We start from the raw sequence: 22,041 nt of genomic DNA on the forward strand, positions 1-22,041 counted from the left end.
TGGTTCACAAGAACATGGAGTATCCCTATGCTCAAACGTTTAATTTTTATCGTATTCGCTTATCTAGTTAGCTTAGAACTTCATGCTGCCACTGAAACCGTGCATATTGCACATCAAAGCAATTATCCTCCTTTTATTTACGTGAAAAATGGCCGCTCGGTGGGTCTTATAGTCGATATTCTAAACACAGCGGCAGCAAAGCAAAAAATCAATATCAAATTTATCCCCGTTCCTTTTGCTCAAGTACAAAAAGCCTTAAATGATGGTCGCGCCGAAGCCATTGTGCCTCTAGCAGTCACAACAGAACGACAAAAATCCTATGATTTTAGTCTGCCTCTCGTTAAAACTGGCGGCGCTTTTTTTGTAAGAAAATCTGAATCCACTCCTCTGAATCTTGCAGCACTTGCAGGAAAAATTGTCGTTACACCGAAAACCGGCCCCTATGCGGCTTATATTGAAGAAACTGCCCCAGCAATCAATTTAGTGATTACCGAAAATTATGAGACAAGTTTTAACTACATTGTGAGTGGAAAAGCAGACGCTGCAGCACTTAATTTTCAAGTCGGAAAAGCCATGATTAATCAATCCTATGCGAGCAAAATAACTGTACCGAAAAAAATGTTCGCAGAATTTCCTTTAGCACTTGCGTTTAAAAAGGGGCAAAACACAAAGCTTTTGCACCGTTTAAATGCAGGTCTGGCTACTATTCGCGCTGATGGCACTTTGAAATGGCTCTATAAAAAATGGAAACTTAACCCGATAGGTTAAGTTCAACCTAGGTTGCGCTTTGGTCTGATGGCGCTGCCTTAAACAGTTTTTACATCCCTAGATCCCGCCGACAAGCCCGACAAGGCCCGGGAAATAGGCAGAAAAGGGGACTTATACTGAAAGCAGCACCTTAGGCGCTCGTAAAAAATGTCTCAGAATCACCAAGATAATCCGCAAACCAACTATAATTTGAATAACTGAGCCACTCACTACAAAAGGATCTTGCCACCATGTGCCGATTCATCGCTTACATAGGTACCGGTGTTTTACTGGACCATATCTTAGTAAAACCTACTAATTCTATTATCATGCAGAGCTTACATGCACGAGAAAGCAGCGTCCCTACCAATGGTGACGGCTTTGGCCTGGGTTGGTATGCACCTGAGATAAGCCCCGAACCTGCATTATTTACTTCGGTCTCTCCAGCCTGGAATGACAGAAATTTACTTCATCTAACTGCTAAAATTAAATCGCCTTGTTTCTTCGCCCATGTCCGCGCAGCGGGAGCTGGGGGAGTCACCAAGTATAATTGCCATCCTTTTATTAATGGTAAATGGATGTTGATGCATAACGGCGATATTAGTAATTTTCTTCTGGTCAAGCGTCATCTTCGTCATTTATTAGATGATGATATTTATGATTGGATTCAAGGTGAAACGGATTCAGAACATCTATTCGCCTTATTTTTACAACTATCCAAAGGAAGAGATTTGAGTCAACTCTCAGTGGTTGCAGATACTCTAAAAGAAACCATTTTTCAGATTAATGACTTGGTTGCCTATTACAGCAAAGAGAATGCCTCTTATTATAATCTTTGCCTTACGGATGGCGAACAAATCATCGCTACTCGTTACTGCACCGAAGTAAACTCATTACCTGAAACCTTGCATTTTTTCTCAGGTCAATGCATTTATGATCACCACCATGAAGAAAATCATGATGCGATAGTGATTAGCTCCGAAATACTAACTGATCTCAAAACTGACTGGAATGATGTGCCTCCTAACCATATTTTGCTCATCGATAAAAATCGAAACATCGATACCCAGCCTATTGTATAAGCGGTCGATGTTATAAAGAGTAAAGCCCTGGGAGAAATAAAATGCCAAACCGTCGCAACAACTTAACTAAATAAAAAAGCTACAGTTTTGCTGCACAAGTCATTGAAAGAATATAGCCGTTTACTATCAGCTATGTTAGATTTCTCAATAGGTTATAGATAATCAGAGAAGCGCATGAAGCCAGCAACCCTCTTTCTTAGTTTAATGCTCGCATGGAGCTCAATTTGTGTTGCACAAAACTCATTAACGATTAATATCGATGGTCAAGAAACGTCCTATACTCCAGAAGCCTTATTAGCCAATCCTCACTTAGTGACCATTAAAGGAGCACACTTACCGACTTACCCTAACCAGTCTTTTGATTTAAAAGCAATTCCTTTATGCAGTTTGCTTAATATAGCCAATAAAAAAGTGGGGGCTATCCTGAAAGTTCAGGCTTTTGATAAATATGTCTCTTATTTCAACCTACACCGCATCTATCCTTGCGACAAAACCAGAGCAGCAACTGCTTATCTCGCAATTGAAGAACCGAATAAACCTTGGCCTATTTTTGCTAAATTACATCGCTCCGTCGGCCCTTTTTATCTAATTTGGCAGGGCGAAAAAGTCCCGCAGACCGATTGGGTTTTCGGTCCCGAATACATCAGCACGACTGATCAGAATCCCTTTTCAAGCTTACTGCCTGCAAACAGCTCAGGCCAAGAAGCGCAAGGGCTCGAGCAGTTTGCTAATAAATGCGGTGTTTGCCATTCAATCAATTTGGTTGGCAACTTAGAGCTGGGCCCAGATCTCAATTTTCCTAGCAATGTCTTAGAGTATCTTTCAGAAGCGCAGGTCAAAAAATTTATTCGTAACCCTCAGTCGGTACGTTTCATGAAAAACGATAAAATGTTTGCTTTCTCAAAAAAGTTACTATCGGAAGAAGAATTGAATGCAATCATTGCTTTTTTAAAATTAATGAAGTCGCATAAAATAAAAGCGGCGCCCCCTAATATACGAGCTGTAGAAGAATCGGTTGAGTAATTGTCTATACTTTGAACGATCATTTTCAAAACTCACGTAAAAGGGACTATTTATGAATCGTGATTCTCAAATTTTATTTAGCCCATTTGACCTAGCCGGTCTTCATTTAAGAAATAGAATTGTTATGGCGCCCCTCTCACGTAATCGCGCAACCCATGAAAATGATGCACCACGAGAACTGAATGTTGAATACTACACCCAGCGAGCTAGCGCCGGGCTTATTATTTCCGAAGCGACACAAATTTCACCAACGGGAAAAGGATATGCTTGGACCCCAGGAATTTATTCTCAAGAACAGATAGCCGGTTGGAAACGTATCACCGAAGCAGTTCATGCACAAGGAGGAACTATTTTTGCTCAGCTCTGGCATGTAGGCAGAATTTCGCATCCTAGTTTGCAACCGAAGGGGGGCCTACCCGTAGCCCCTTCAGCAATTACCCCCAATCAACAGCGCACTTTTATCGAGACGGGTAATTTTGTTGCAGTAGGCAGGCCGCGAGCACTCGAATTACATGAAATTTCTACCATTATCGATGATTATCGTATTGCAACCCAAAATGCGATGATTGCAGGGTTTGATGGCGTAGAAATTCATGCAGCGAATGGCTACCTTATCCAGCAATTTCTGAGTGATAGTACCAATCATCGCAACGACCGCTATGGCGGCTCGGTACCTAACCGCCTACGTTTTGCAATGGAAGTGGTCGAAGCGGTTATAGGCGAAATTGGCGCAGCTCGTACTGGAATTCGTTTTTCACCAGTGACTCCAGTCAATGATGCGCTAGACAGCTCGCCTAGCACAATATTTTTCCCACTGGTTCGAGAAATGAACCGATTACAGCTTGCTTATATTCATGTGATTGAAGGCGCAACAGGAGGAGATCGAGAATTTAAAGGCTTCGATTTTCATGCCCTACGTCGTGAATTCAAAGGAGCCTGGATGGTCAATAATGGCTACACCCGCAACATGGCTATTGAAGCAATTGAAAGCGGCTATGCTGACTTAGTGGCTTTTGGCAAACCTTATATTGCAAACCCAGATTTGGTGGAGCGTTTCAAACAAAATACAGCCTTGAATCAAGCGGATGTAACCACGTTTTATGGCGGTGATGCGAAAGGGTATACGGATTATCCTGCTCTTTCATAATCCTCCTGCCTGCCACCGCTTGTCCGCAGTACATTGGCAGGAAGATTAAAATACGCAACAACCCAGGATAAACGGCAGGAGCTAGGTGCGAACCGTAGGTAGAAAATTTGCCCTGCCCTCACTGTCCAACGGCAAAAAAAATGTGAATAAAAACAATGTCATTTGATTTTTTTATGAAATAGGGCTATAATATTTCACGTTTTGCTAAGCTAGTATTGGACATGCAAGAAGCGCCGGATTTTTTTGATTTTTCTCAGTTATCCTCAGCTGAGATTGCCAACCTGCTCAAGACATTCAACTTTCGACTTACTGTCGATGAAGCCCTGACGATCCAAAATTCTTTATTAAAGCGCCCCCCCACTTACGCGGAATGCGTGCTGTGGTCCATCCAGGGTTCAGAGCATTGTTCCTATAAAAGTAGCCGCAAACACCTTAATCATTTCATTACTAATGCCCCTCACGTCATCTTAGGTCCTAAAGAAGATGCCGGTATTGTTGCCGTTGCTACCGATAAACAAAATCGACGCTATGGCATTGTGGTCAGCCATGAATCTCACAATCATCCCTCGCAACTCGTTCCCTATGAAGGCGCTGCAACCGGTGTGGGCGGGAATGTTCGTGACGTCTGCTGTATGGGTGCTGAAGTCATTGCCGTGGCTGATAGTTTAAGGTTCGGTGATATCAATCGCCCTAAAACAAAATGGATACAGCAAGGCGTTGTCCGCGGTATTGCAGGTTATGCCAATCCATTAGGAATTCCTAACTTAGCGGGCGATGTTTATTATGACGGGGCTTACAATGAAAATTGTCTAGTCACGGTCGTGACTCTCGGTGTGGTGAGAGAAGACCAGATTATCCATTCTTACGCTCCAGCCAATGCCAAAGATTATCAATTTATTTTAGTGGGCAAACCCACCGATAATAGCGGTTTCGGTGGCGCTGCTTTTGCTTCAGCAACACTGAGTGAAGAAGAACAAGAAGAAAATAAAGGTGCCGTACAAGAACCCAATGCTTTTTTACAGCGGCATATCCTGAAAGCCAATTATGCAATGTTTGAATGGCTGCGTGAGAACAATTTAATCGATCGCGTAGGTTTTAAAGATTTAGGCGCAGGTGGCGTTGCCTGTGCAAGTGTGGAATTAGCAGAAGCCGGCGGTTATGGCGCCGAAATCAATCTTGATCTTGTTCCTACGAGCATGAAAAACTTATTACCTGCCGTTATCTTATGCTCAGAAACCCAAGAGCGGTTTATGTGGGTCGTTCCTCAATATTTAGTGGAACCGTTTTTAACCCATTATAATAAACGCTTTGCCTTGCCAGACATTTGTGATGGCGCACAAGCGACAGTCATTGGTCAATTAAGACATGACGGCTTATATGTGGTCAGATCAAAAGGCAAAGAAATTGTATCAGCCAAAGCAGGGGACATTACTCAAGGTATCCTTTATAACCGCCCTTATTGTGCTAAAAAACAATCATATAGCGAACCCTCCACTTTCGCTATCAATGATTACAATGCCTTATTACTTAAGCTCTTAGCCCATGAAAATATTGCTTCACGCTCCCCTATTTACGAAACTTATGATAAACAAGTTCAAGGTCGCTCAGTCATCGAACCCGGTTGGGCCGATGCCGGTGTCATCGCGCCCTTTAACGAAGATAAATACCCTGAAGAAATTCGCAAAACAGGCGTTGCTTTATCAGTTGATCACAATCCTCGTTACAATAAGATCGATGCTTATTGGGGTGCGGTAAATGCAGTCATTGAATCCGTCCGTAACATTGTGGCAGTGGGTGCTTGGCCGCTTGCCTTAACAGATTGCCTCTGTTTTGGTAATCCTGAAAACCCAGAGCAAATGGGTGAATTTGTTGATGCGGTACAGGGTATAGTGGACGCCTCTAAAGCAGTCAAAATGCTGGATAATGCTGAGATTAGTTTACCGATTATCTCAGGAAATGTGTCTCTTTATAACGAATCACTACAAGGCGCTATTCCTCCAAGCCCGATTATTAGCTGTGTTGGAGCTATGAATGATTATGAAAAATCAATTCGCTACGATTTAAAACAGCCTAATTCCGTGTTACTGATGATTGGCGAACGTAAAGATGAATGCGGCGGCAGCGTTTATTACCAGCTTCATAACCAACTTGGCTCCCAGTTACCTAAACCTAATCTTGCTAGCTTTGCCAATGAGATAGCAGCCGTCCATTTGGCTATTCAGGACGGTTTGATTTTAGCCGCTCATGATATTTCAGAAGGCGGTATTGCAGTTACCCTAGCTGAGATGAGTTTTAAAAATAAAATTGGCGTTAATGTCAGCATTCCTGGCGAGCTTCCTACTGACAAAAAACTATTCTCCGAAAGCGGAGGATTTGTCCTTGAGGTTTCGCCACAACAAGTCAGCGCAGTCGAACTCTTACTTAAAAAGTATTCTGTTTCCTTTAAAACAATCGGCGAAACAACTGTAGAACCTGTTTTGGTATTAAATTCCGTCATCAATTTACCCATCAGTGCGGCAAGCATTGCTTGGGAAAAAGGTTTAATGGAGAGGCTAATCTAATGGCAACTATTGATTACAAAGCGGCAGGCGTAGACGTTGAAGCGGGTAACGAGGCGGTTCGTCGAATTAAAAAATCGGTTGAAACAACTTTCTCACCGCAAGTACTTACCGGAATCGGTAGTTTTGGCGCGATGTACGATCTCAAAAGCGTTGTCAACGATTATGAGCACCCTGTTCTAGTACAAAGTATCGATGGGGTCGGGACGAAAATGATGGTTGCGAAAATGATGCAGAAATTCGACACCATTGGCATGGATTTGGTTAGCGCAACAACCAATGACATTATTGTCCTCGGAGCAAAACCGCTTACTCTGCTTGATTATATTGCTAATGACAAACTAAATCCTGAAATCGTCGAAGAAATAATCAAAGGTATGGTCGCGGCTTGCAGAGAAAATAATATTTCTCTAGTCGGCGGTGAAACTGCTGAGATGCCTGGCACTTATCTTCCTGGTGAAATTGATTTAGTCGGTATCGTCACCGGTGTGGTGGAAAAAGCAAAAGCCATTGAAGGGAAAACGATTGCCGAAGGTGATATCGTCGCCACTTTCCCATCCAGTGGCTTGCATACCAACGGCTATTCCCTAGCTAGAAAGCTACTGTTTGACATTGCAGGATATCGCGTCGAATCGCAATTTCAAGATTTCACCCATAGCATCGGCGAAGAACTGTTAACGCCTCATCTTAACTACACCAATCCAGTTTTAAGTATTTTAGAAAAAAATATCCCTATTAAAGGCATGGCCCATATTACAGGCGGTGGTTTATTAGAAAATATACCTCGCATCTTACCTAAAAATTGCGCCGTGGAAATCCATAAACAACAAATTCCAGAACTGCCGATTTTTAGTCTTTTACGTAAGTTGGGTAATTTAGACGATGAGCAAATGTATCGTACTTTTAACATGGGTGCAGGCTTAGTTCTTTTCTTGTCCCCAGAAACACTAGCGCCTATTCGTGAAGTTTTAGCTCAATTTCCTGCTTTCCCGCTTTACGAAATTGGTCAAGTAGTCAATAGTGAGCAAGGTGAGCAAAAGGTAAAATTACTATGAAACGCATCGGATTAATTCAATTTCCAGGTTCAAATTGCGAACGCGAAACCGCATTAGCCGTTAAACGCGCAGGCATGGAGCCTATTGAATTTTTATGGAATGAATCCTTAGATAAACTGCGAAGTCTGGATGGCTACATTATCGTGGGTGGTTTTTCCTATGAAGATCGTTCCCGCGCAGGAATTATCGCCGCCCTTGATCCAGTTATCCAAGAAATAAAAGTACAAAGTGGGCAGGGTAAACCTATTTTAGGGATTTGTAATGGTGCGCAAATACTGGTTGAATCCGGTTTAGTACCAGGGCTTGAGCATAATCATGAAAGTATGGCGCTCACAGAAAATAAACGTATTGTCGATGGTAAAATAGTAGGCACAGGCTTTTACAATGCCTGGACACATATGCGTTTAGCCACCCAGCACCAGCATAATGCCTTCACAAAACATCTTTCTCCACGAAATATCATTGAGCTCCCCATTGCCCATGCAGAGGGACGTTTTCTCATGTCGGATGCTTTATTGAAAAAGCTTGAGGACAAAGGCTTAAACCTTTTTCAATATTGTGATGCCGAAGGCGAGATTGTTGATAATTTTCCGATTAATCCGAATGGTTCCGCAGGCAATATCGCTGCCATTTGCAATCAAGCGGGTAATGTCATGGCGATGATGCCGCATCCTGAGCGTACTGTGAATGGCGATCCTATTTTCCAGTCTATGCGTGATTACATTATCGAACAGCATAAAGAAGTCAATCAAGTATTAGAAGCGCCTAAAAATCAACCGAGCCTCAAGTTTTTTTCTAAAATTCCTAGCAGCCATCTCTGCCTAGTTAAATTAATTATTACTGATAATCAAGCGCTGACGGTACAAAAAACTCTGAGACGCCTAGGTTTTCCGGTGACAGTCACTCGCTTTGAACATTGGGAAATTGACTGTGACACGCAAGAAAGCCTAGAACTTCTCAAAAAATCGGGTCTTTTATATTCTGATCGAAAAGAGCGCGAAGTTAACTTTGATGAGGTCTGCTCTGACGAAACCCTAACTTATTTAGTGCGCGCGAAAGAAGATCTCAAGGGACAGCAAACGCTACAAACACTGCAAACAGATTATTCAATCCAGCAACAGGTCAAACAAATTAAACATGGTGTAGTATGGCAATTTAAATCCGAGGAGACTGACCTCTCTGTGTTAATAGACGGTATTTTATTAACAAATATTATTGGGAATCCTTATGCTCACGAACACTACCTCTACAAACTCTGATTATCGAGAAAAAATTAAAAACGCGCTTCCTTTTTGTCTCGACCAAACCAACTTGCCAATTGGGAATCAATATCGCGGCAAGGTAAGAGACTCCTATGATTTGGGCGAGCATATTTTGTTGATTACGACAGACCGCCTTACTGCTTTTGATCGACCTTTAGCCCTTATTCCTTTCAAAGGCGCCGTGCTTAATTTAATCAGCGCTTGGTGGTTTGACCAAACGGCCAATTTAATCCCGAACCATATTATTGAGGTTCCGGATCCCAATGCCGTTATCGCTAAAAAATGTAACGTTTTTCCGATTGAATTCGTTGTCAGAGGTTATATCAGCGGTACAACCAGTACCTCTTTATGGACTCAATATCAAAATGGAGTTCGCGAATACTGTGGTATTTCTTTTCCCGAGGGCTTGAAGAAAAATCAAAAACTCGAACAAGCTGTTTTAACACCGACGACCAAAGAAAAAATTCACGATCGCCCTATTTCACCCGCAGAGATTGTCTCCGAAGGTTGGATGAATGAGGATGATTGGTTAGAAACCAGTGCTCTTGCTCTCAAATTATATCAACGTGGTGTTGAACTAGCTGAACAACATGGTTTCATTTTAGTGGATACCAAATATGAATTTGGCCGTGATGCCAATGGCAAGATCATTATTGTTGATGAAATTCATACTCCTGATTCCACTCGTTATTGGTTAGCAGAAAGTTACCAAGCGCGTATTGCTGAAGGTTTAGAACCTGAAAATATCGATAAGGAATTTCTGCGTCTATGGTTTGCTAAAAATTCCGATCCCTACAACGATAAAAATCTGCCCCAAGCACCGCAGGAATTAGTTGAAGAATTATCCTCTCGTTATATCCAGCTCTATGAAAAAATAACAGGCAAGCAATTTAATTTTACTGCCCATGAAGAACCTGTAGAGCAACGGATTATGAGAAATATTGCAAATTTTTTAAGGTAAGTTAGATATGTGTGGGATAGTTGGTATTTACAGTCAAGAGCCAGTGGCTTGCGAGCTCTACGAGAGTCTCATTCACCTACAGCATCGAGGTCAAGATGCTGGAGGCATACTGACCTGCGATGAGCGATTCTATACCAAACATGGTCTCGGCTTAGTGCGCGAAATTTTTACCCCAGAAAATGTTTTAGCACTCAAAGGAAACATTGGTATTGGCCATGTGCGCTATCCCACTGCTGGAGGTTACACTGAATCCGATGTGCAACCTTTATGGATTGGCAGTCCACGCGGTATTGCGCTTGCTCATAACGGTAATATCTCGAACTATCCAGAATTAGCCGATGAAATTCGCTTAAAGCAGTATCGCCACCTCAACTCTTCGCTAGACTCAGAAGCCATTTTAGTCATGCTCGCCGATCAATTATCGAACGCTTCTCCTGACGATAACGAAGATAGATTCTTTGATTTGCTATGTAAAGGGGTTGGCCATATTTTTAAACGCCTGGAGGGAGCCTACTCTGTCATCTCCGTCATTATCGGCAAAGGGCTTGTTGCTTTTCGTGATCCCCATGGCATACGCCCACTCGTGTGGGGAACACGAGAAAACACGGATGGCACCGTCGATACTATTTTTGCATCTGAGACAACTCCTTTTTATACCTTAGGCTTTACACCTCAAGGAGATGTTCAACCCGGTGAAGTCGCTTATGTGGATTTATCCGGTAAACTCCATCGCCGCATTATTCAAACGGCCGAGTTCAGACCTTGCGTTTTTGAATATGTCTACTTTGCCCGCCCTGATGCCACGCTCAATAATGTCAGCGTATATCGTGCTCGCTTACGAATGGGACAAAACTTAGCGCAACAGTGGAAGAAAAAACATCCAGACCTCATTCCTGATGTGGTGATTCCCGCTCCTTCGACTGCGAATACCGCCGCTCTCTCATTTGCACATGCATTAGGAGTTAGATATTCTGAAGGCTTATATAAAAATCCCTTCATAGGTCGAACCTTTATTATGCCTAACCAAAAGGCGCGTATTCGTAGCGTCCGCTATAAATTAACGCCTCAGCGTACTGAAATTAAAAATAAAATCGTCATGATAGTCGATGATAGTATCGTTCGTGGCACCACTTCCCGCGAAATTGTCAAAATGGTAAGAGAATATGGCGCCAAGAAGATCTATTTTGCCTCCACTTCTCCGGCGTTGAAAAATCCCTGCTTTAGCGGCATTGATATCCCTTCGCGTAAGGAACTGATTGCAGCGAATAAAACAGAAGAGGAAATTGCCAAATACCTTGGTGTCGATGCGTTAATGTATCAATCAAAAGACAATTTAATTGAAGCGGTGACCCGACGTGGTGAACAAATTAAAAAACCCTGTATGGCTTGTATGGACGGAGATTATTTTTGCAATAAAATAACTTCAACAAGAATGCAGCAATTAGAAAAAGAGCGTGAAGCAACTCGACTTACTAACCCTGAAAAGGAAGAGGATTTCCCCGAATGAAAATTCTTGTAATTGGTTCTGGTGCCCGTGAACATGCAATCATTAAAGCCCTTGTTCGCTCTCCCCAGAAACCTTCTTTGTATTGCTATGGCACAACAATTAATCCAGGGATCAAACAGTTCACTCAACAATATCAAGTAGGCGATATTACTGATTGCGCAGCCGTATTAGACCAAGCTCAATCCTGGGGTATTGAGTTGGCTATTATTGGCCCGGAAGCGCCGCTTGAAAAAGGTCTGGTAGACGAATTGTGGCAAGCTGGCATACCGACTGTCGGCCCTAAAAAATCATTGGCACAAATCGAAACCTCCAAAGAGTTTGCTCGTGATTTAATGCAGAAATATAAAATTGCAGGCCTCCCCCGCTATCAAAAATTTTCTAGTCTCAACAAGCTCGAATCTTTTCTTTACGAATTGGGTGATGGTAATTATGTCATCAAAGCAAATGGTTTGATGGGAGGAAAAGGCGTTAAAGTCGCGGGTGAACATCTTCATTCCTTCGTCGACGCGATCGCTTTTTGTGAAGAAATTCTTACAAAAAACCAAACTTTTATCGTTGAAGAAAAATTAATAGGCCAGGAATTTTCTTTCATGTGTTTTGCCGATGGACAAAAATTAGTTCCTATGCCTTTAGTTCAAGATCATAAGCGAGCTTATAGCGGCGATTTAGGACCGAACACCGGAGGTATGGGTAGTTATTCAGATGCCAATCATCGCCTACCTTTTCTCCAAGTACTTGAAGTAGAAGAAGCATTAGCCATTAACAATGCGGTTTTTAACGCCTTAATGAAAGAGTGCAACGAAAAATACCTTGGTATTTTATATGGCAGCTTTATTGCCACTAAAAATGGTATTTACGTAATTGAATTCAATGCTCGCTTTGGCGATCCGGAAGCCTTGAATGTTTTATCTATTTTAGACTCTGATTTTCTGGCGCTTTGCCAAGACTTAGTAGAGGGAAATTTAGTTAAACATGAAATTAGCTTTTCTAACCAAGCAACGGTTTGTAAATACGCTGTTCCAGAAGGTTACCCTGATTCACCAAAAAAAGATTTTCCTATCGACTTTTCAAAAGTAGAGGCTCAAGACCATTTATATCTCGCTTCAGTCCATGAAACGAATCAAGAACTCTTGGCTACAGGTTCGCGCACAGCCGCTTATGTTGGGATTGCCGACAATATCTTTGAAGCCGAAGCGCTCGCTGAAAAAGAAATTTCTTTAGTACAAGGCCCCTTGTTTCATCGCGCAGATATTGGCACCAAACAATTAGTCCAACGTCGTATCGACGACATGGCGAGGATACGCACCTCATGATTCGTTTAGCAGTACTGGGCTCTACCCGCGGAACAATTCTTAATGCGCTGGTCGAAGCAATTAACCAACATGAGCTTGCAGCCTCAATAGAACTCGTTGTAAGCAATAAATCTAATGCGCTGATTTTAGAGCGGGCAACTGGTTTGGGCATTAAATCCCTATTTGCAAATCCTCAGGGTTTAAGCCGCGAAGCGTTTGATCGTCATTTATCCCAACTCCTCAAACAACATAAAATTGAGCTTATTGTTTTGATAGGCTACATGCGAATTTTGTCCGCAGAATTTGTTGCGGAATGGCAAAACAAAATCATTAATATTCACCCCTCTCTCTTGCCTGCGCATGCGGGATTAATGAATTTAGAGGTTCACAAGGCCGTTTTGGCAGCAGCGGAAACTGAAACCGGATGCACTGTGCATTTTGTGACCGAAGAAGTTGACTCAGGTCCAATTATTTTACAAAAGAAAACTGCGGTTTTGAGCCATGATACGCCTGAAACCTTGCGAGATCGTGTACAACAATTGGAAGGAAAAACCTTAGTTGCGGCTATTAAAAAAGTTTCATCTGGGGTTTATGCCAAAGGAAGCAACCTTAACATTACATAGACATCACTTAGCGAGATTATTATGGTAAATGTATTAGCATCCATATTAATGGGTTCAAAATCAGATCGGACCATTATGGAGAAGCCAGTCGCACGCTGGATATCCTAAATATTCCCTACTAAGTACGAGCTCTTTCTGCTCATCGTACTCCAAATGCTTTATTTGAATATCTCAAATCGGCTGAACAACGCGGCGTTGAAATTTTTATTGCCGCTAGCTTCACTTCTTTCGCAATAATTGTTTCAGTTTTAAACCAAAACCGAGTTAGACTTATTCTGAATAAGGATTTATTCAACACCATGAATTAGGGAAATCATTATGTCTGAGAATTTATTAGATGTACTCGTTGTTGGTGCTGGTCCGGTTGGTTTATTCTGTGCGAATGAATTACTTCGCCAAGGTTTGCGTTGTCGCATTATAGATAAAAAAAGCGAAATCACTAGCCACTCTAAAGCACTGGGTATTCATATTCGCAGCCTAGACTTACTTGAAGATTGCGGTTTTCTCGATGAGATATTCACTCAAGGTCTTAAAGTGGATGGGGTGATGATAAAATCACATGGTAAAGAACTAATCAACGCAAGTTTTGCAGATCTTGAAAACAACCGTCATTTTCTCATTGATCTCCCTCAAAATAAAACCGAGCGAATTTTCTACAATGGTCTTCTGAGCAAAGGACTTGAAGTTGAATGGAATACAGAGTTAACCGAACTTGAGCAAACGGCCAATAAGGTCATTGCAACTTTACAACGGACAGATGGCAGTCAAGAAAAAATAAATGCGAGCTGGTTAATAGCCTGTGATGGTTCACACAGTACTGTCAGGCAACTTCTCTACGCAAAATTTGTTGGCTCAAGCTACCAACAAACCTTCTGGCTTGCCGATATCCACATGGACTGGGATTTACCCGAAAATAAAATCATCGTTTATGCGAGTGATAAGGGGCCACTGGCTTGTTTTCCCATGGGTGAGCAACGATATCGTTTGGTCATGACTGCCCCTGAAAAAATTACTCATCAGCAACCAACCATGGAAGATATCAAAGAATTATTTAATTTGCGTAGCACTGACAAAGCCACTTTATCGGATGGCATTTGGATCAGCCCATTTGGCATCGATCATCGACAAATCGAAAAATATCGCTACGATCGTGTTTTTTTTGCTGGCGACGCAGCCCATGTACACAGTCCTATGGGCGGACAAGGCATGAATACCGGCCTGCAAGATATCTATAATTTAGCATGGAAATTAGCGCTCGTTCATAAAGGCTTTGCCCATGAAAAACTATTGGACAGCTATCAAAGTGAACGTCGCCCTGTCGCCAAAAAAGTTTTAAAGAAAACTGGAGCAATGACACGCATGCTCATGTTATCTCATCCTTTCCTTATAGGCTTACGCAATAAATTCTTAAAATCGGTGATTTCTATCAAACCCATAAGACGTATTATCCTTAAAGATCTGGCTGAGTTGGATATTAGTTATGCCGACAGCCCTATCGTTAAGATTTTGGGCAAAAAGACTGGTTTTAAAATCGGTGAATTTATCGATAATTTTTCCTTGAGGGATAGCCACGGGAAGAAAAAACAATTTCACCAAATTACTCAAGGAACTCAGCATCATTTATTTTTATTTTCGGGCTTAGGCAATAATCAATTATCAACCTTGCTGGATACGGCTCTTAGCATAGGGCAGCAATATCAAGGCTTAATCCAGACTCATTTAGTACTTCTTAATCCAACTAAAGATGCCTTTCAATCGCATTTAGTTTGGATTGATACTGACCAAACTATCCATAAAAAATTTGGTCTTATGCAGTCAACTGCAATATTAATTCGACCTGATAAATACCTAGGCTTAAGCCAAACACCGGTCAATCAGGAAGAGCTGTTGCGACATTTGAAAAATGGCTATATAAATAAAGCGGGTTAACATGGCTCGCCTGATGGTTTATCTCTTTATAGCTGGTCTGCGATTAGTTTTGAGATTATCATAGGTTTTGCTGCTTTTTTGTTTGAACGATGATTAGGAATCGATGATGCGCTCCTTAATATTCTCAGTTATATGGTTATTCTCCTTTTACGCTCAAGCGGATACGATCGATAATTACATGAATATCTCTAACAATATTCCCCAGATGGAAATGAAAGCGGATCAGCAATCTCAAGCCTGGGCAAGATCAGCTCGTAATGTGTTAATTATTACCTGTGAAAGCATTGCTGAAACGCTCATACAATCCAATGAATTAGCAAAGAACCAGGGCAAGCCCTTATTTTGTCTGCCAGCGAATGTTAATTTAGATGCAGCAACGTTAAACACACTGATTGTACAAACCTATAAAGATATACCAAGTCAGCAAAGTGATAAGGATAAAATGACAGTCTCCCAAGTCGCTTGGCTTGGCGTTACTAAGAATTATCCCTGTCAACAAAATAAACCAAACCCGCAGATGCAACATATGAGTGAGTTGTTAACCCATTAAAAGTGGTTTGCAATACAATCAAAATGTAACATTTTTTGACAATTGCGGCTTTTTTCGTTAAACTAAGCTATCGGTCGTTCATTCCAGTTATCCATGACCACTTTATTGAATTTCATGCAATATCCATCAGCCTTAGGTTTAGATGACCAATTTAAGGATGACGACCAAAGAAAAATCTCAGCTGAAGAAGCATTAAGAATAGAATTTACTGCACTTTGTAAAGCTATAAGCCCATCCGACATTCAAGGGCCGATCTTTTTTAGTGCGGATTCATTTGATGAATTTGATTTACAACTTGACCTGCCCCAAGAAGATAAGTTTGCTCAGCAAGTCAAACAAGCGACACCAAACGCAACAATTTGCCATATGCGGCACTATAGTACCCAAGTAGGAGCACACTGGCATGCATTATTTGCGCAACTTGATGAGCAGGGGAAACTGAAAGAAATTGTTATGACTGACTCTAGTCGAGGTATAACTGCCAATCTGGACAGGGAACTCAATCCTTTTTTAAGTCAGAATGCGGATAAATTTCGTTCTAAGCAGACCCTGGGTTTACAACAACCTTCCGGCCAACCAATATGCTGGATGTATGCCTTAGCAAATCTTGCTTCTCTTGCTACGACGGGAAAGGTATATACTCGTCAACAAGTAGGGTTCCTAGGAAAGGAATTAGCTGAACGTATACAGGAAAAGTCCAAGGAAAAAATAAAGCGGGCTAGCAGCGAAGTAACCACCGAAGTTACCTCTATAACACATTCACCCTCTTTTTTTAGTTCTTCCCTTTCTAGCCCAACAACTCCTTTGCTCCCCTCCCCAGAAGTAGAGAAAGAGAGAGGCTCTTCTGTTACCGAAGAGCCAATCGAAGACCAAAACGAGCAGACCGCTTCAAACTCTACAGCAGGCAGAAATTTGTTGCTATTAGGCATCGGAGGCATCGCCGCTGGCGGGATTGCTTTAGCTATTCCCTCACCAGTTAGTCTACCATTGGGTATTGTTTTACTAACAATTGGCATCATTATGGCAATAGCAGGATTATTCATGCTGATTGGCAACTGCCTGAACTGCGATGAGCCGGAAGCGAGCCCCCCCAGCCCAAGCCTTTAAAAATGAAAAACTTGATTACGCTTTTGCTGGAGCGTTCCCAAGATGACGAAAATTAAGAACTAAACTCTTCAAAGGCTTCCAACGCTTCGGCAGCATACATCAGTGAAGGTCCGCCGCCCATATAAATTGCCATACCTAAAGTTTCCATTAATTCTTCACGGCTGGTTTGTAGTTTTACTAAAGCCTGGGAATGAAAACCAATGCAACCAGGACAATGATTCGCAACAGCCAAAGCCATAGCAATCAGCTCCTTAGTCTTTTTATCCAAAGCCCCATCCTTAGTCGCAGCCTGAGAAAGCGCGGAAAATCCTGCCATCACTTCAGGCATTTCTTTGCGCATCTTCGCCAATTGTGTACTGATATCTTTCGTCACTTGATTGAATTTATTCGACATGAACTTAGCTCCTTGAATTGATGTTCGTTGAATTTTATATCATGCCTGAGAAAGAGGAACAATGTTAATCATCCTTTATCTAGAGCGAAAATCCTACCATGGAGGGTAAATGATCGGGATGCCGGCTGTCATGTAGATGAAATAGAGTCTCTCTAACCTTAGCGACTCCCGGTGTCTTGACCCCTGTTAAACGCCAATCTCTTGGCCCTGTAGAAACTTCATGAGTCGAAGCTTTCTGATTCTGTTTACTCTCTTGCGTATCACCTAAAGTCATTTCTGCTGCAAAATCAGCATTAAAGGTTTTGAAATTTTTATAAATTTGGGTTTTCTTATTTTTTTCGATATGTGAATGAATCGACACTAGGGCACCACAAACTGCCAACAAAATTGCTGTTGTAAGAACAATGGTTGCTAAAACGGGAATAACACCGAAACCACCGAACAATCCTACGCCCGCAAGAACACCTATCACTCCTGAACTACAACCTGCCGCAGCGCCAAATACGCCAACAAAACTAAGAAAGGCACCATCTAGGAGCTCATCGTTTGAAAGCGGTTTAATAGTTTCTTCAAAATCAGATGAATTAAGAAAAGCACTAATGATTTCTTTGAGTTTTGCTTCCCTTTTTCCTGGAGAGAATTGCTCGTATTTACGGAAAAATTGGGGGGTATTTTTCTTTATAAACTCAAGAAATTGTACTTGGAGATTAAGCTGACGCTCCGATTGGCGATCCAATTGGTTTAGATAAGAATAAAAATCGAGTTGCTCAGCCTGGTTTAAATAACAGTCATGTAACTGATCAATAAAACGAGACAAATGGATAGCTAATTTTTCATTTAATCGGGACTCTTCTAATCTGCTTTTTTTATAAGTAAGATAAAAAACAGGCACGCTCACTAGAAGAAATAATCCACAGCAAACCGAACCAAGCGCAGCCATTGCCGCACCACCAATCCCTAAACTCAAAGCAGAAGAAAGAATACCAAAAGAGGGCCAAGCAACGCCTGAACCTGTACCAATTGCATCAAACGTAGATTTAAATATAGACATAAACTCTTCTATTCATTTCAGACAGCCTGCAGATCATCCAAGCAGTTCAGGGATTAATTCTTTACAATGCTTCATCACCCGTTGATCTTCAGGAGGTAATGACATGTAATCCCCATAGAGATCTTTTAGCATGACTTCATAGTGATTTGGAATATTAAACTCAGCGCTTTCAAAACGGCTGCGTTTGAGTGGATAAATATCTGTATGAGCCACGAAATTCGTATTGACGCACTCGTACCCCGTACCTAGATAAGGACTCTCACTCGCATTCGTTTTGCGAATAATACGCTGCAGTTGCTTTTCTAACATTTGTTTAGAAAATAAGCAACCTAAAGTTTGATATAAATTTGCACCATGACCCGCAGCGACCATACTGTATTTGGGTCGCAATAGCCGCAAAATTTTCTTGGCCATCAGTTTATAAAGTTTACGCTGGAAAGCGGATACCGGCATCTTGTCGTAGACAAAGACATCAATAAAGATACCTTGTTGATAAGGCTCGTCACCTTGCTCATGCATCTCTATAAAGCGACTATTGCGATCTCTTATTTTTAATGGCACCGATAAATTAAAAAAACCCGGATCAGTTTGTGCTGTTTGCAACCAAATATTAGCTGGAATTTCAGTAGGCGCCACACGAAGGAAATGTTCATAGCTGGCCCGTGGCATGGAGATATCTAAATCATCATCCCAGGGGATAAAACCCTGATGGCGAATAGCGCCCAACAAAGTTCCCCCATCAAGCCAATAATCGATTTTATGTTTTAAACAAATCTGATCAATGACTTGCAGCATGGCAACCATTTTTAATTGCGCCTGCCTTAGCCTACCATCATATTGCGCCTGGCTTGCATGCCCAAGACAATTAGCTTGTTTTTGAGTCACGATAATCCTTAATATCTATTAAATCCAATTCAGTTTACCCCGCTCCATTCGCCTTGAAGAGCGGTAAAGCAGCATCTCGAAGCGATAAGCCCTGTGCTTATGCCCCGGCCCAAAGCCCTTGGGACGAACGGTTCTCTACTTAGCTTAACTGCCCTTATCCAGTACTCACGTTAAAATAATGGCCATAAACTTAGCATCAAATTTTATTTTTTTGTACCCTATATCCCAGCTCAAACCAAATATTCTAATAACGGGACAGATTGTCTAGTTAATACTCCATCGCTAAATGGACCTTCATATCAAACAGAAAATGGTTCCTCTAGAAATGACTTCATGATATAAAATGCGAACTTTTAATCGTATCGAAGTGTAGGCTTAGTGTGTGGGCGGGATCTATTCTAAGCCAACTGAATCGACGATCAAGACTTTCTAGTTCTTAATTAATTGGCAGAATTTAGGAAAAGATTTTTCGGTAAATAACGACGTAATTATGGAGGAAACGAAATGCCAAGCTATCTGAAAGCTACCTATCACGTTAAGTCAGCGAAAATTAAAGAAGCTGCAGACGCATTGGTTATAGGTCAATCAATAGGAAATCCCTATCTTCGTTCAAAGTACGAAACCCCTGAAATGCTGGAGAGATACTCTGCCCGCGTTACTAATATTAGTGATCTAGCCAATGGCTTATTCGCCGTCGAAACTATTTTCCCACTTGATATTTTTACTCCTGGCTCGTTTACTCATCTATTGACAGTCGTCATGGGCGGTCAAATGGATATCGATTTGCTTAAAGGTTGTCGCTTGGTCGATTTAGATATACCCGAAAAACTCATTAAATCTTTCCAAGGCCCCAAGTTAGGTATTCAAGGCATTCGTGACAAAATTTCTGTCTATAATCGCCCTCTCATTGGCGGTATCGTTAAACCTAAAACAGGCTTATCTCTCGATATGCTTTGCCGCATGGTAGAAGCCATGGTTGAAGGGGGCATTGATTTTATTAAAGAAGATGAAATTTTGGGCGAAGTTGAAGGCGCTCACCTACTCGACCGCATTGAAGCCGTAAATAAGGTTTTAGATGGCGCAAAAGTCATTTATGCTCCGGCAGTTAATCTTCCTATTACTCAATACGGTGAAGTCGCTGCTGCCCTCAATGAAAGTAAAAACATTTTCGGCTATCATCTCAATGTCTGGGCAGGTCTAGATGCCTTCGCTTATTTGTCTTCTCTAGCCAATAAAGTGTCTTTCTACCAAAAATCCGGCGATGGTGTTATCACAAAAGAAACTAATAACTATTCGATCGCCTTTAATGTTTGGTGCTTACTGGCCCGGCTTGCTGGTGCCGACATGATTCACATCGGCATGATGGGTGGTTATTTGGATGAAAGCAAAGAGGTTCTACAAAAACGCTTAGACGCGTTGCAGAACCCCTGTTACGGCCACAAAGGAACGATTCCTAGCTTTAGTTGCGGTGCGACTCCAGCTCATGTTCCTATGTTACAAGCAGCTTTTGGCAATGACATCATGATTTCCGCGGGGGGCTCTATCCATTCTCATAAAGATGGAACCATCGCTGGCGTCAAAGAGTTCCGCCGTATGGCAGATCACTGTGCATCTAGCGAATTAAGTGTGGAAATCTAAGAATGCGGATAGTGGTTATTCCGATGGCCGGATTTGGCACACGTTTTCTAGAAGTATTTTCTGATAAAAAATTGACACCGGTTCCTCCTAATGGGGAACCGATGTTCATCCATGCGATTCGAAAATTGGGATTTTCTTACGATAAAATTATTTTAATTCCTCGAGAAGTCGATTCCATCCAACCAGCTCTTAATGACTATCCTGATATTTCACGCTACGCAACCGTAGTTGCGACGCATCAAGAAACCAAAGGCCCCTTAGATACAGTCATGTATGCCAAAGCAATTTTGCTTGAAAATTTGGCTGCAGAATTGGTTATTTGTAACTGTGATCAAGTCCTTGTTTGGCCAGGGGAGTGGGCCTTAGCTTGGTTAAAAGAGCGCGGCGCCATGGGTGGCATACCTACCATCGAACGAAAAAGCCAGCGGCATTCCTATGCAGAAATTGATGCAAAATATCCTTGCAAAATAACCCGGGTCAGAGAAAAAGAAAGAATTTCAAATCGCGCAACCATTGGTGTTTATTGGTTTGGTACTATTGGCGACTTTTTACCTGCAGCCGATCAAGTGTTTAGTCATAACGATGTGGCGCCTAATGGTGAGTTCTATGTGTCGCATGTCTACAACTATCTTGATGGACTTATTCTTGAATACCCTTTATGCGAGTTTTGGTCCTTAGGCGAACCTGAAAATTTCAATAAATACATCCATAAAAACTATTTACTTGGCGATGACAGCTAATGTTTTTTTTCTGTAATACAGTCAACTAACCATCAACTCAGGGACAAGAATCAAATTAGATAAAATTTTGCAGATTTATTTCTTTGTAGCAGAGGTTTCGATAGCATGCATGATTGAAGCATTAAAAATTTTATTTCCATGGAATGCGATTTTAAGATGTGGGTTATTTTTTTTTAGTCTGTAAATTGCCTTAGCGCCTACCTCATCTATCTGATTAAATTGAAGATCAAGAGAATGTAAATGCTTTAAGGATTCAAATTCTCGACCTATGATTTTCGCGCCTTCATCACCAATTTTATTATTATTTAAGAATAGATCATTGAGGTTAGGTTTTAGTTTGATTATTTCGCGAACGATCGCTTGCAGTTCATTATCTTCAATTTGCATCCCGCCTAAATCAATTTGATCTTGTAAAGAAGTTTGAATTTTTAGCTTAACTTCATTGCGCATAGAAATCTCTAAAATAGATAAGCATCTATAATATATTATA

The 22,041-nt window shown here is 41.6% G+C and carries 20 protein-coding genes; 16 read left to right on the plus strand and 4 right to left on the minus strand.

Annotation, left to right across the window (positions count from 1 at the left end; genetic code table 11):
* Nucleotides 1-27 precede the first annotated feature (27 nt).
* The 14 genes from Lnau_RS09915 (at nt 28) to Lnau_RS09980 (ending at nt 16,843) form a co-directional block, all read left to right on the plus strand.
* A complete protein-coding gene (locus Lnau_RS09915) occupies nt 28-768 on the plus strand; it encodes a substrate-binding periplasmic protein (RefSeq protein WP_058504987.1) in 741 nt (246 codons plus the stop codon).
* A 230-nt stretch (nt 769-998) separates the two neighbouring features.
* On the plus strand, nt 999-1,829 hold the full coding sequence (locus Lnau_RS09920) for a class II glutamine amidotransferase (protein WP_058504988.1): 831 nt from the start codon (nt 999-1,001) through the stop codon (nt 1,827-1,829).
* Between the two features lie 174 nt (nt 1,830-2,003).
* Entirely contained in the window at nt 2,004-2,852 is an 849-nt protein-coding gene (locus Lnau_RS09925; protein WP_058504989.1) for a c-type cytochrome, read from the plus strand.
* Nucleotides 2,853-2,904: 52 nt separating this feature from the next.
* A complete protein-coding gene (locus Lnau_RS09930) occupies nt 2,905-3,999 on the plus strand; it encodes an alkene reductase (protein WP_058504990.1) in 1,095 nt (364 codons plus the stop codon).
* A gap of 221 nt (nt 4,000-4,220) precedes the next feature.
* Complete coding sequence (purL, locus tag Lnau_RS09935) at nt 4,221-6,560, plus strand: phosphoribosylformylglycinamidine synthase subunit PurL (RefSeq protein WP_058504991.1); 2,340 nt, start codon at nt 4,221-4,223, stop codon at nt 6,558-6,560.
* Nucleotides 6,560-7,612 carry a phosphoribosylformylglycinamidine cyclo-ligase gene (gene purM / locus Lnau_RS09940; protein WP_058504992.1) on the plus strand — a complete coding sequence of 351 codons (1,053 nt, stop codon included), beginning with the start codon at nt 6,560-6,562 and terminating at the stop codon, nt 7,610-7,612. The genes purL and purM overlap by 1 nt, the downstream gene beginning before the upstream one ends.
* Nucleotides 7,609-8,871 carry a phosphoribosylformylglycinamidine synthase I gene (gene purQ, locus Lnau_RS09945; protein ID WP_058504993.1) on the plus strand — a complete coding sequence of 421 codons (1,263 nt, stop codon included), beginning with the start codon at nt 7,609-7,611 and terminating at the stop codon, nt 8,869-8,871. The genes purM and purQ overlap by 4 nt, the downstream gene beginning before the upstream one ends.
* Complete coding sequence (locus Lnau_RS09950) at nt 8,840-9,835, plus strand: phosphoribosylaminoimidazolesuccinocarboxamide synthase (RefSeq protein ID WP_058504994.1); 996 nt, start codon at nt 8,840-8,842, stop codon at nt 9,833-9,835. Before purQ ends, Lnau_RS09950 begins: the two co-directional genes overlap by 32 nt.
* Before the next feature lie 7 nt (nt 9,836-9,842).
* On the plus strand, nt 9,843-11,342 hold the full coding sequence (purF, locus tag Lnau_RS09955) for an amidophosphoribosyltransferase (RefSeq protein ID WP_058504995.1): 1,500 nt from the start codon (nt 9,843-9,845) through the stop codon (nt 11,340-11,342).
* The gene (gene purD, locus Lnau_RS09960) at nt 11,339-12,655 is read left to right on the plus strand and encodes a phosphoribosylamine--glycine ligase (RefSeq protein WP_058504996.1); all 1,317 of its coding nucleotides are present in this window, start codon (nt 11,339-11,341) and stop codon (nt 12,653-12,655) included. Before purF ends, purD begins: the two co-directional genes overlap by 4 nt.
* Nucleotides 12,652-13,257 (plus strand): phosphoribosylglycinamide formyltransferase, encoded by a 606-nt coding sequence (purN, locus tag Lnau_RS09965; RefSeq protein WP_058504997.1) that lies wholly within the window; start codon nt 12,652-12,654, stop codon nt 13,255-13,257. The genes purD and purN overlap by 4 nt, the downstream gene beginning before the upstream one ends.
* A 318-nt stretch (nt 13,258-13,575) precedes the next feature.
* On the plus strand, nt 13,576-15,186 hold the full coding sequence (locus tag Lnau_RS09970; RefSeq protein WP_058504998.1) for an FAD-dependent monooxygenase: 1,611 nt from the start codon (nt 13,576-13,578) through the stop codon (nt 15,184-15,186).
* 106 nt (nt 15,187-15,292) lie between these two features.
* Nucleotides 15,293-15,736 carry a hypothetical protein gene (locus Lnau_RS09975; RefSeq protein WP_058504999.1) on the plus strand — a complete coding sequence of 148 codons (444 nt, stop codon included), beginning with the start codon at nt 15,293-15,295 and terminating at the stop codon, nt 15,734-15,736.
* Between the two features lie 114 nt (nt 15,737-15,850).
* Nucleotides 15,851-16,843 (plus strand): hypothetical protein, encoded by a 993-nt coding sequence (locus Lnau_RS09980; protein WP_058505000.1) that lies wholly within the window; start codon nt 15,851-15,853, stop codon nt 16,841-16,843.
* A gap of 52 nt (nt 16,844-16,895) precedes the next feature.
* Here the strand turns inward: Lnau_RS09980 and Lnau_RS09985 are convergent, their stop codons facing one another.
* The 3 genes from Lnau_RS09985 to Lnau_RS09995 all read right to left on the minus strand — a co-directional run bounded on the left by Lnau_RS09985 (nt 16,896) and on the right by Lnau_RS09995 (nt 19,173).
* Nucleotides 16,896-17,237 carry a carboxymuconolactone decarboxylase family protein gene (locus Lnau_RS09985; protein WP_058505001.1) on the minus strand — a complete coding sequence of 114 codons (342 nt, stop codon included), beginning with the start codon at nt 17,235-17,237 and terminating at the stop codon, nt 16,896-16,898.
* Nucleotides 17,238-17,316: 79 nt separating this feature from the next.
* Complete coding sequence (locus Lnau_RS09990) at nt 17,317-18,288, minus strand: hypothetical protein (protein ID WP_058505002.1); 972 nt, start codon at nt 18,286-18,288, stop codon at nt 17,317-17,319.
* A gap of 33 nt (nt 18,289-18,321) precedes the next feature.
* Nucleotides 18,322-19,173 carry a LicD family protein gene (locus Lnau_RS09995; protein ID WP_058505003.1) on the minus strand — a complete coding sequence of 284 codons (852 nt, stop codon included), beginning with the start codon at nt 19,171-19,173 and terminating at the stop codon, nt 18,322-18,324.
* A 504-nt stretch (nt 19,174-19,677) separates the two neighbouring features.
* Here Lnau_RS09995 and Lnau_RS10000 point away from each other — a divergent pair.
* Together Lnau_RS10000 and Lnau_RS10005 are read left to right on the plus strand one after the other, a co-directional pair.
* On the plus strand, nt 19,678-20,811 hold the full coding sequence (locus Lnau_RS10000; protein ID WP_058505004.1) for a RuBisCO large subunit C-terminal-like domain-containing protein: 1,134 nt from the start codon (nt 19,678-19,680) through the stop codon (nt 20,809-20,811).
* Between the two features lie 2 nt (nt 20,812-20,813).
* On the plus strand, nt 20,814-21,551 hold the full coding sequence (locus tag Lnau_RS10005) for a glycosyltransferase family protein (RefSeq protein WP_058505005.1): 738 nt from the start codon (nt 20,814-20,816) through the stop codon (nt 21,549-21,551).
* A gap of 75 nt (nt 21,552-21,626) precedes the next feature.
* Here Lnau_RS10005 and Lnau_RS10010 read toward each other — a convergent pair whose 3' ends face one another.
* On the minus strand, nt 21,627-22,001 hold the full coding sequence (locus Lnau_RS10010; RefSeq protein ID WP_058505006.1) for a hypothetical protein: 375 nt from the start codon (nt 21,999-22,001) through the stop codon (nt 21,627-21,629).
* Nucleotides 22,002-22,041 lie beyond the last annotated feature (40 nt).

Origin of the sequence: Legionella nautarum (genome assembly GCF_001467895.1) — a bacterium.
GTDB classification, from domain to species: domain Bacteria; phylum Pseudomonadota; class Gammaproteobacteria; order Legionellales; family Legionellaceae; genus Tatlockia; species Tatlockia nautarum.

Bases quoted from the DNA above. Each gene is read 5' to 3' on its own strand.
- Lnau_RS09930 (WP_058504990.1), top strand. From the start codon at position 2,905: ATGAATCGTGATTCTCAAATTTTATTTAGCCCATTTGACCTAGCCGGT.
- Lnau_RS10000 (WP_058505004.1), top strand. From the start codon at position 19,678: ATGCCAAGCTATCTGAAAGCTACCTATCACGTTAAGTCAGCGAAAATT.
- purD (WP_058504996.1), top strand. From the start codon at position 11,339: ATGAAAATTCTTGTAATTGGTTCTGGTGCCCGTGAACATGCAATCATT.
- Lnau_RS09975 (WP_058504999.1), top strand. From the start codon at position 15,293: ATGCGCTCCTTAATATTCTCAGTTATATGGTTATTCTCCTTTTACGCT.
- Lnau_RS09915 (WP_058504987.1), top strand. From the start codon at position 28: ATGCTCAAACGTTTAATTTTTATCGTATTCGCTTATCTAGTTAGCTTA.
- Lnau_RS10010 (WP_058505006.1), bottom strand. From the start codon at position 22,001: ATGCGCAATGAAGTTAAGCTAAAAATTCAAACTTCTTTACAAGATCAA.
- Lnau_RS09985 (WP_058505001.1), bottom strand. From the start codon at position 17,237: ATGTCGAATAAATTCAATCAAGTGACGAAAGATATCAGTACACAATTG.
- Lnau_RS10005 (WP_058505005.1), top strand. From the start codon at position 20,814: ATGCGGATAGTGGTTATTCCGATGGCCGGATTTGGCACACGTTTTCTA.
- Lnau_RS09950 (WP_058504994.1), top strand. From the start codon at position 8,840: ATGCTCACGAACACTACCTCTACAAACTCTGATTATCGAGAAAAAATT.
- Lnau_RS09970 (WP_058504998.1), top strand. From the start codon at position 13,576: ATGTCTGAGAATTTATTAGATGTACTCGTTGTTGGTGCTGGTCCGGTT.
- purQ (WP_058504993.1), top strand. From the start codon at position 7,609: ATGAAACGCATCGGATTAATTCAATTTCCAGGTTCAAATTGCGAACGC.
- purF (WP_058504995.1), top strand. From the start codon at position 9,843: ATGTGTGGGATAGTTGGTATTTACAGTCAAGAGCCAGTGGCTTGCGAG.
- Lnau_RS09920 (WP_058504988.1), top strand. From the start codon at position 999: ATGTGCCGATTCATCGCTTACATAGGTACCGGTGTTTTACTGGACCAT.
- Lnau_RS09925 (WP_058504989.1), top strand. From the start codon at position 2,004: ATGAAGCCAGCAACCCTCTTTCTTAGTTTAATGCTCGCATGGAGCTCA.
- purM (WP_058504992.1), top strand. From the start codon at position 6,560: ATGGCAACTATTGATTACAAAGCGGCAGGCGTAGACGTTGAAGCGGGT.
- Lnau_RS09980 (WP_058505000.1), top strand. From the start codon at position 15,851: ATGCAATATCCATCAGCCTTAGGTTTAGATGACCAATTTAAGGATGAC.
- purN (WP_058504997.1), top strand. From the start codon at position 12,652: ATGATTCGTTTAGCAGTACTGGGCTCTACCCGCGGAACAATTCTTAAT.
- Lnau_RS09990 (WP_058505002.1), bottom strand. From the start codon at position 18,288: ATGTCTATATTTAAATCTACGTTTGATGCAATTGGTACAGGTTCAGGC.
- purL (WP_058504991.1), top strand. From the start codon at position 4,221: ATGCAAGAAGCGCCGGATTTTTTTGATTTTTCTCAGTTATCCTCAGCT.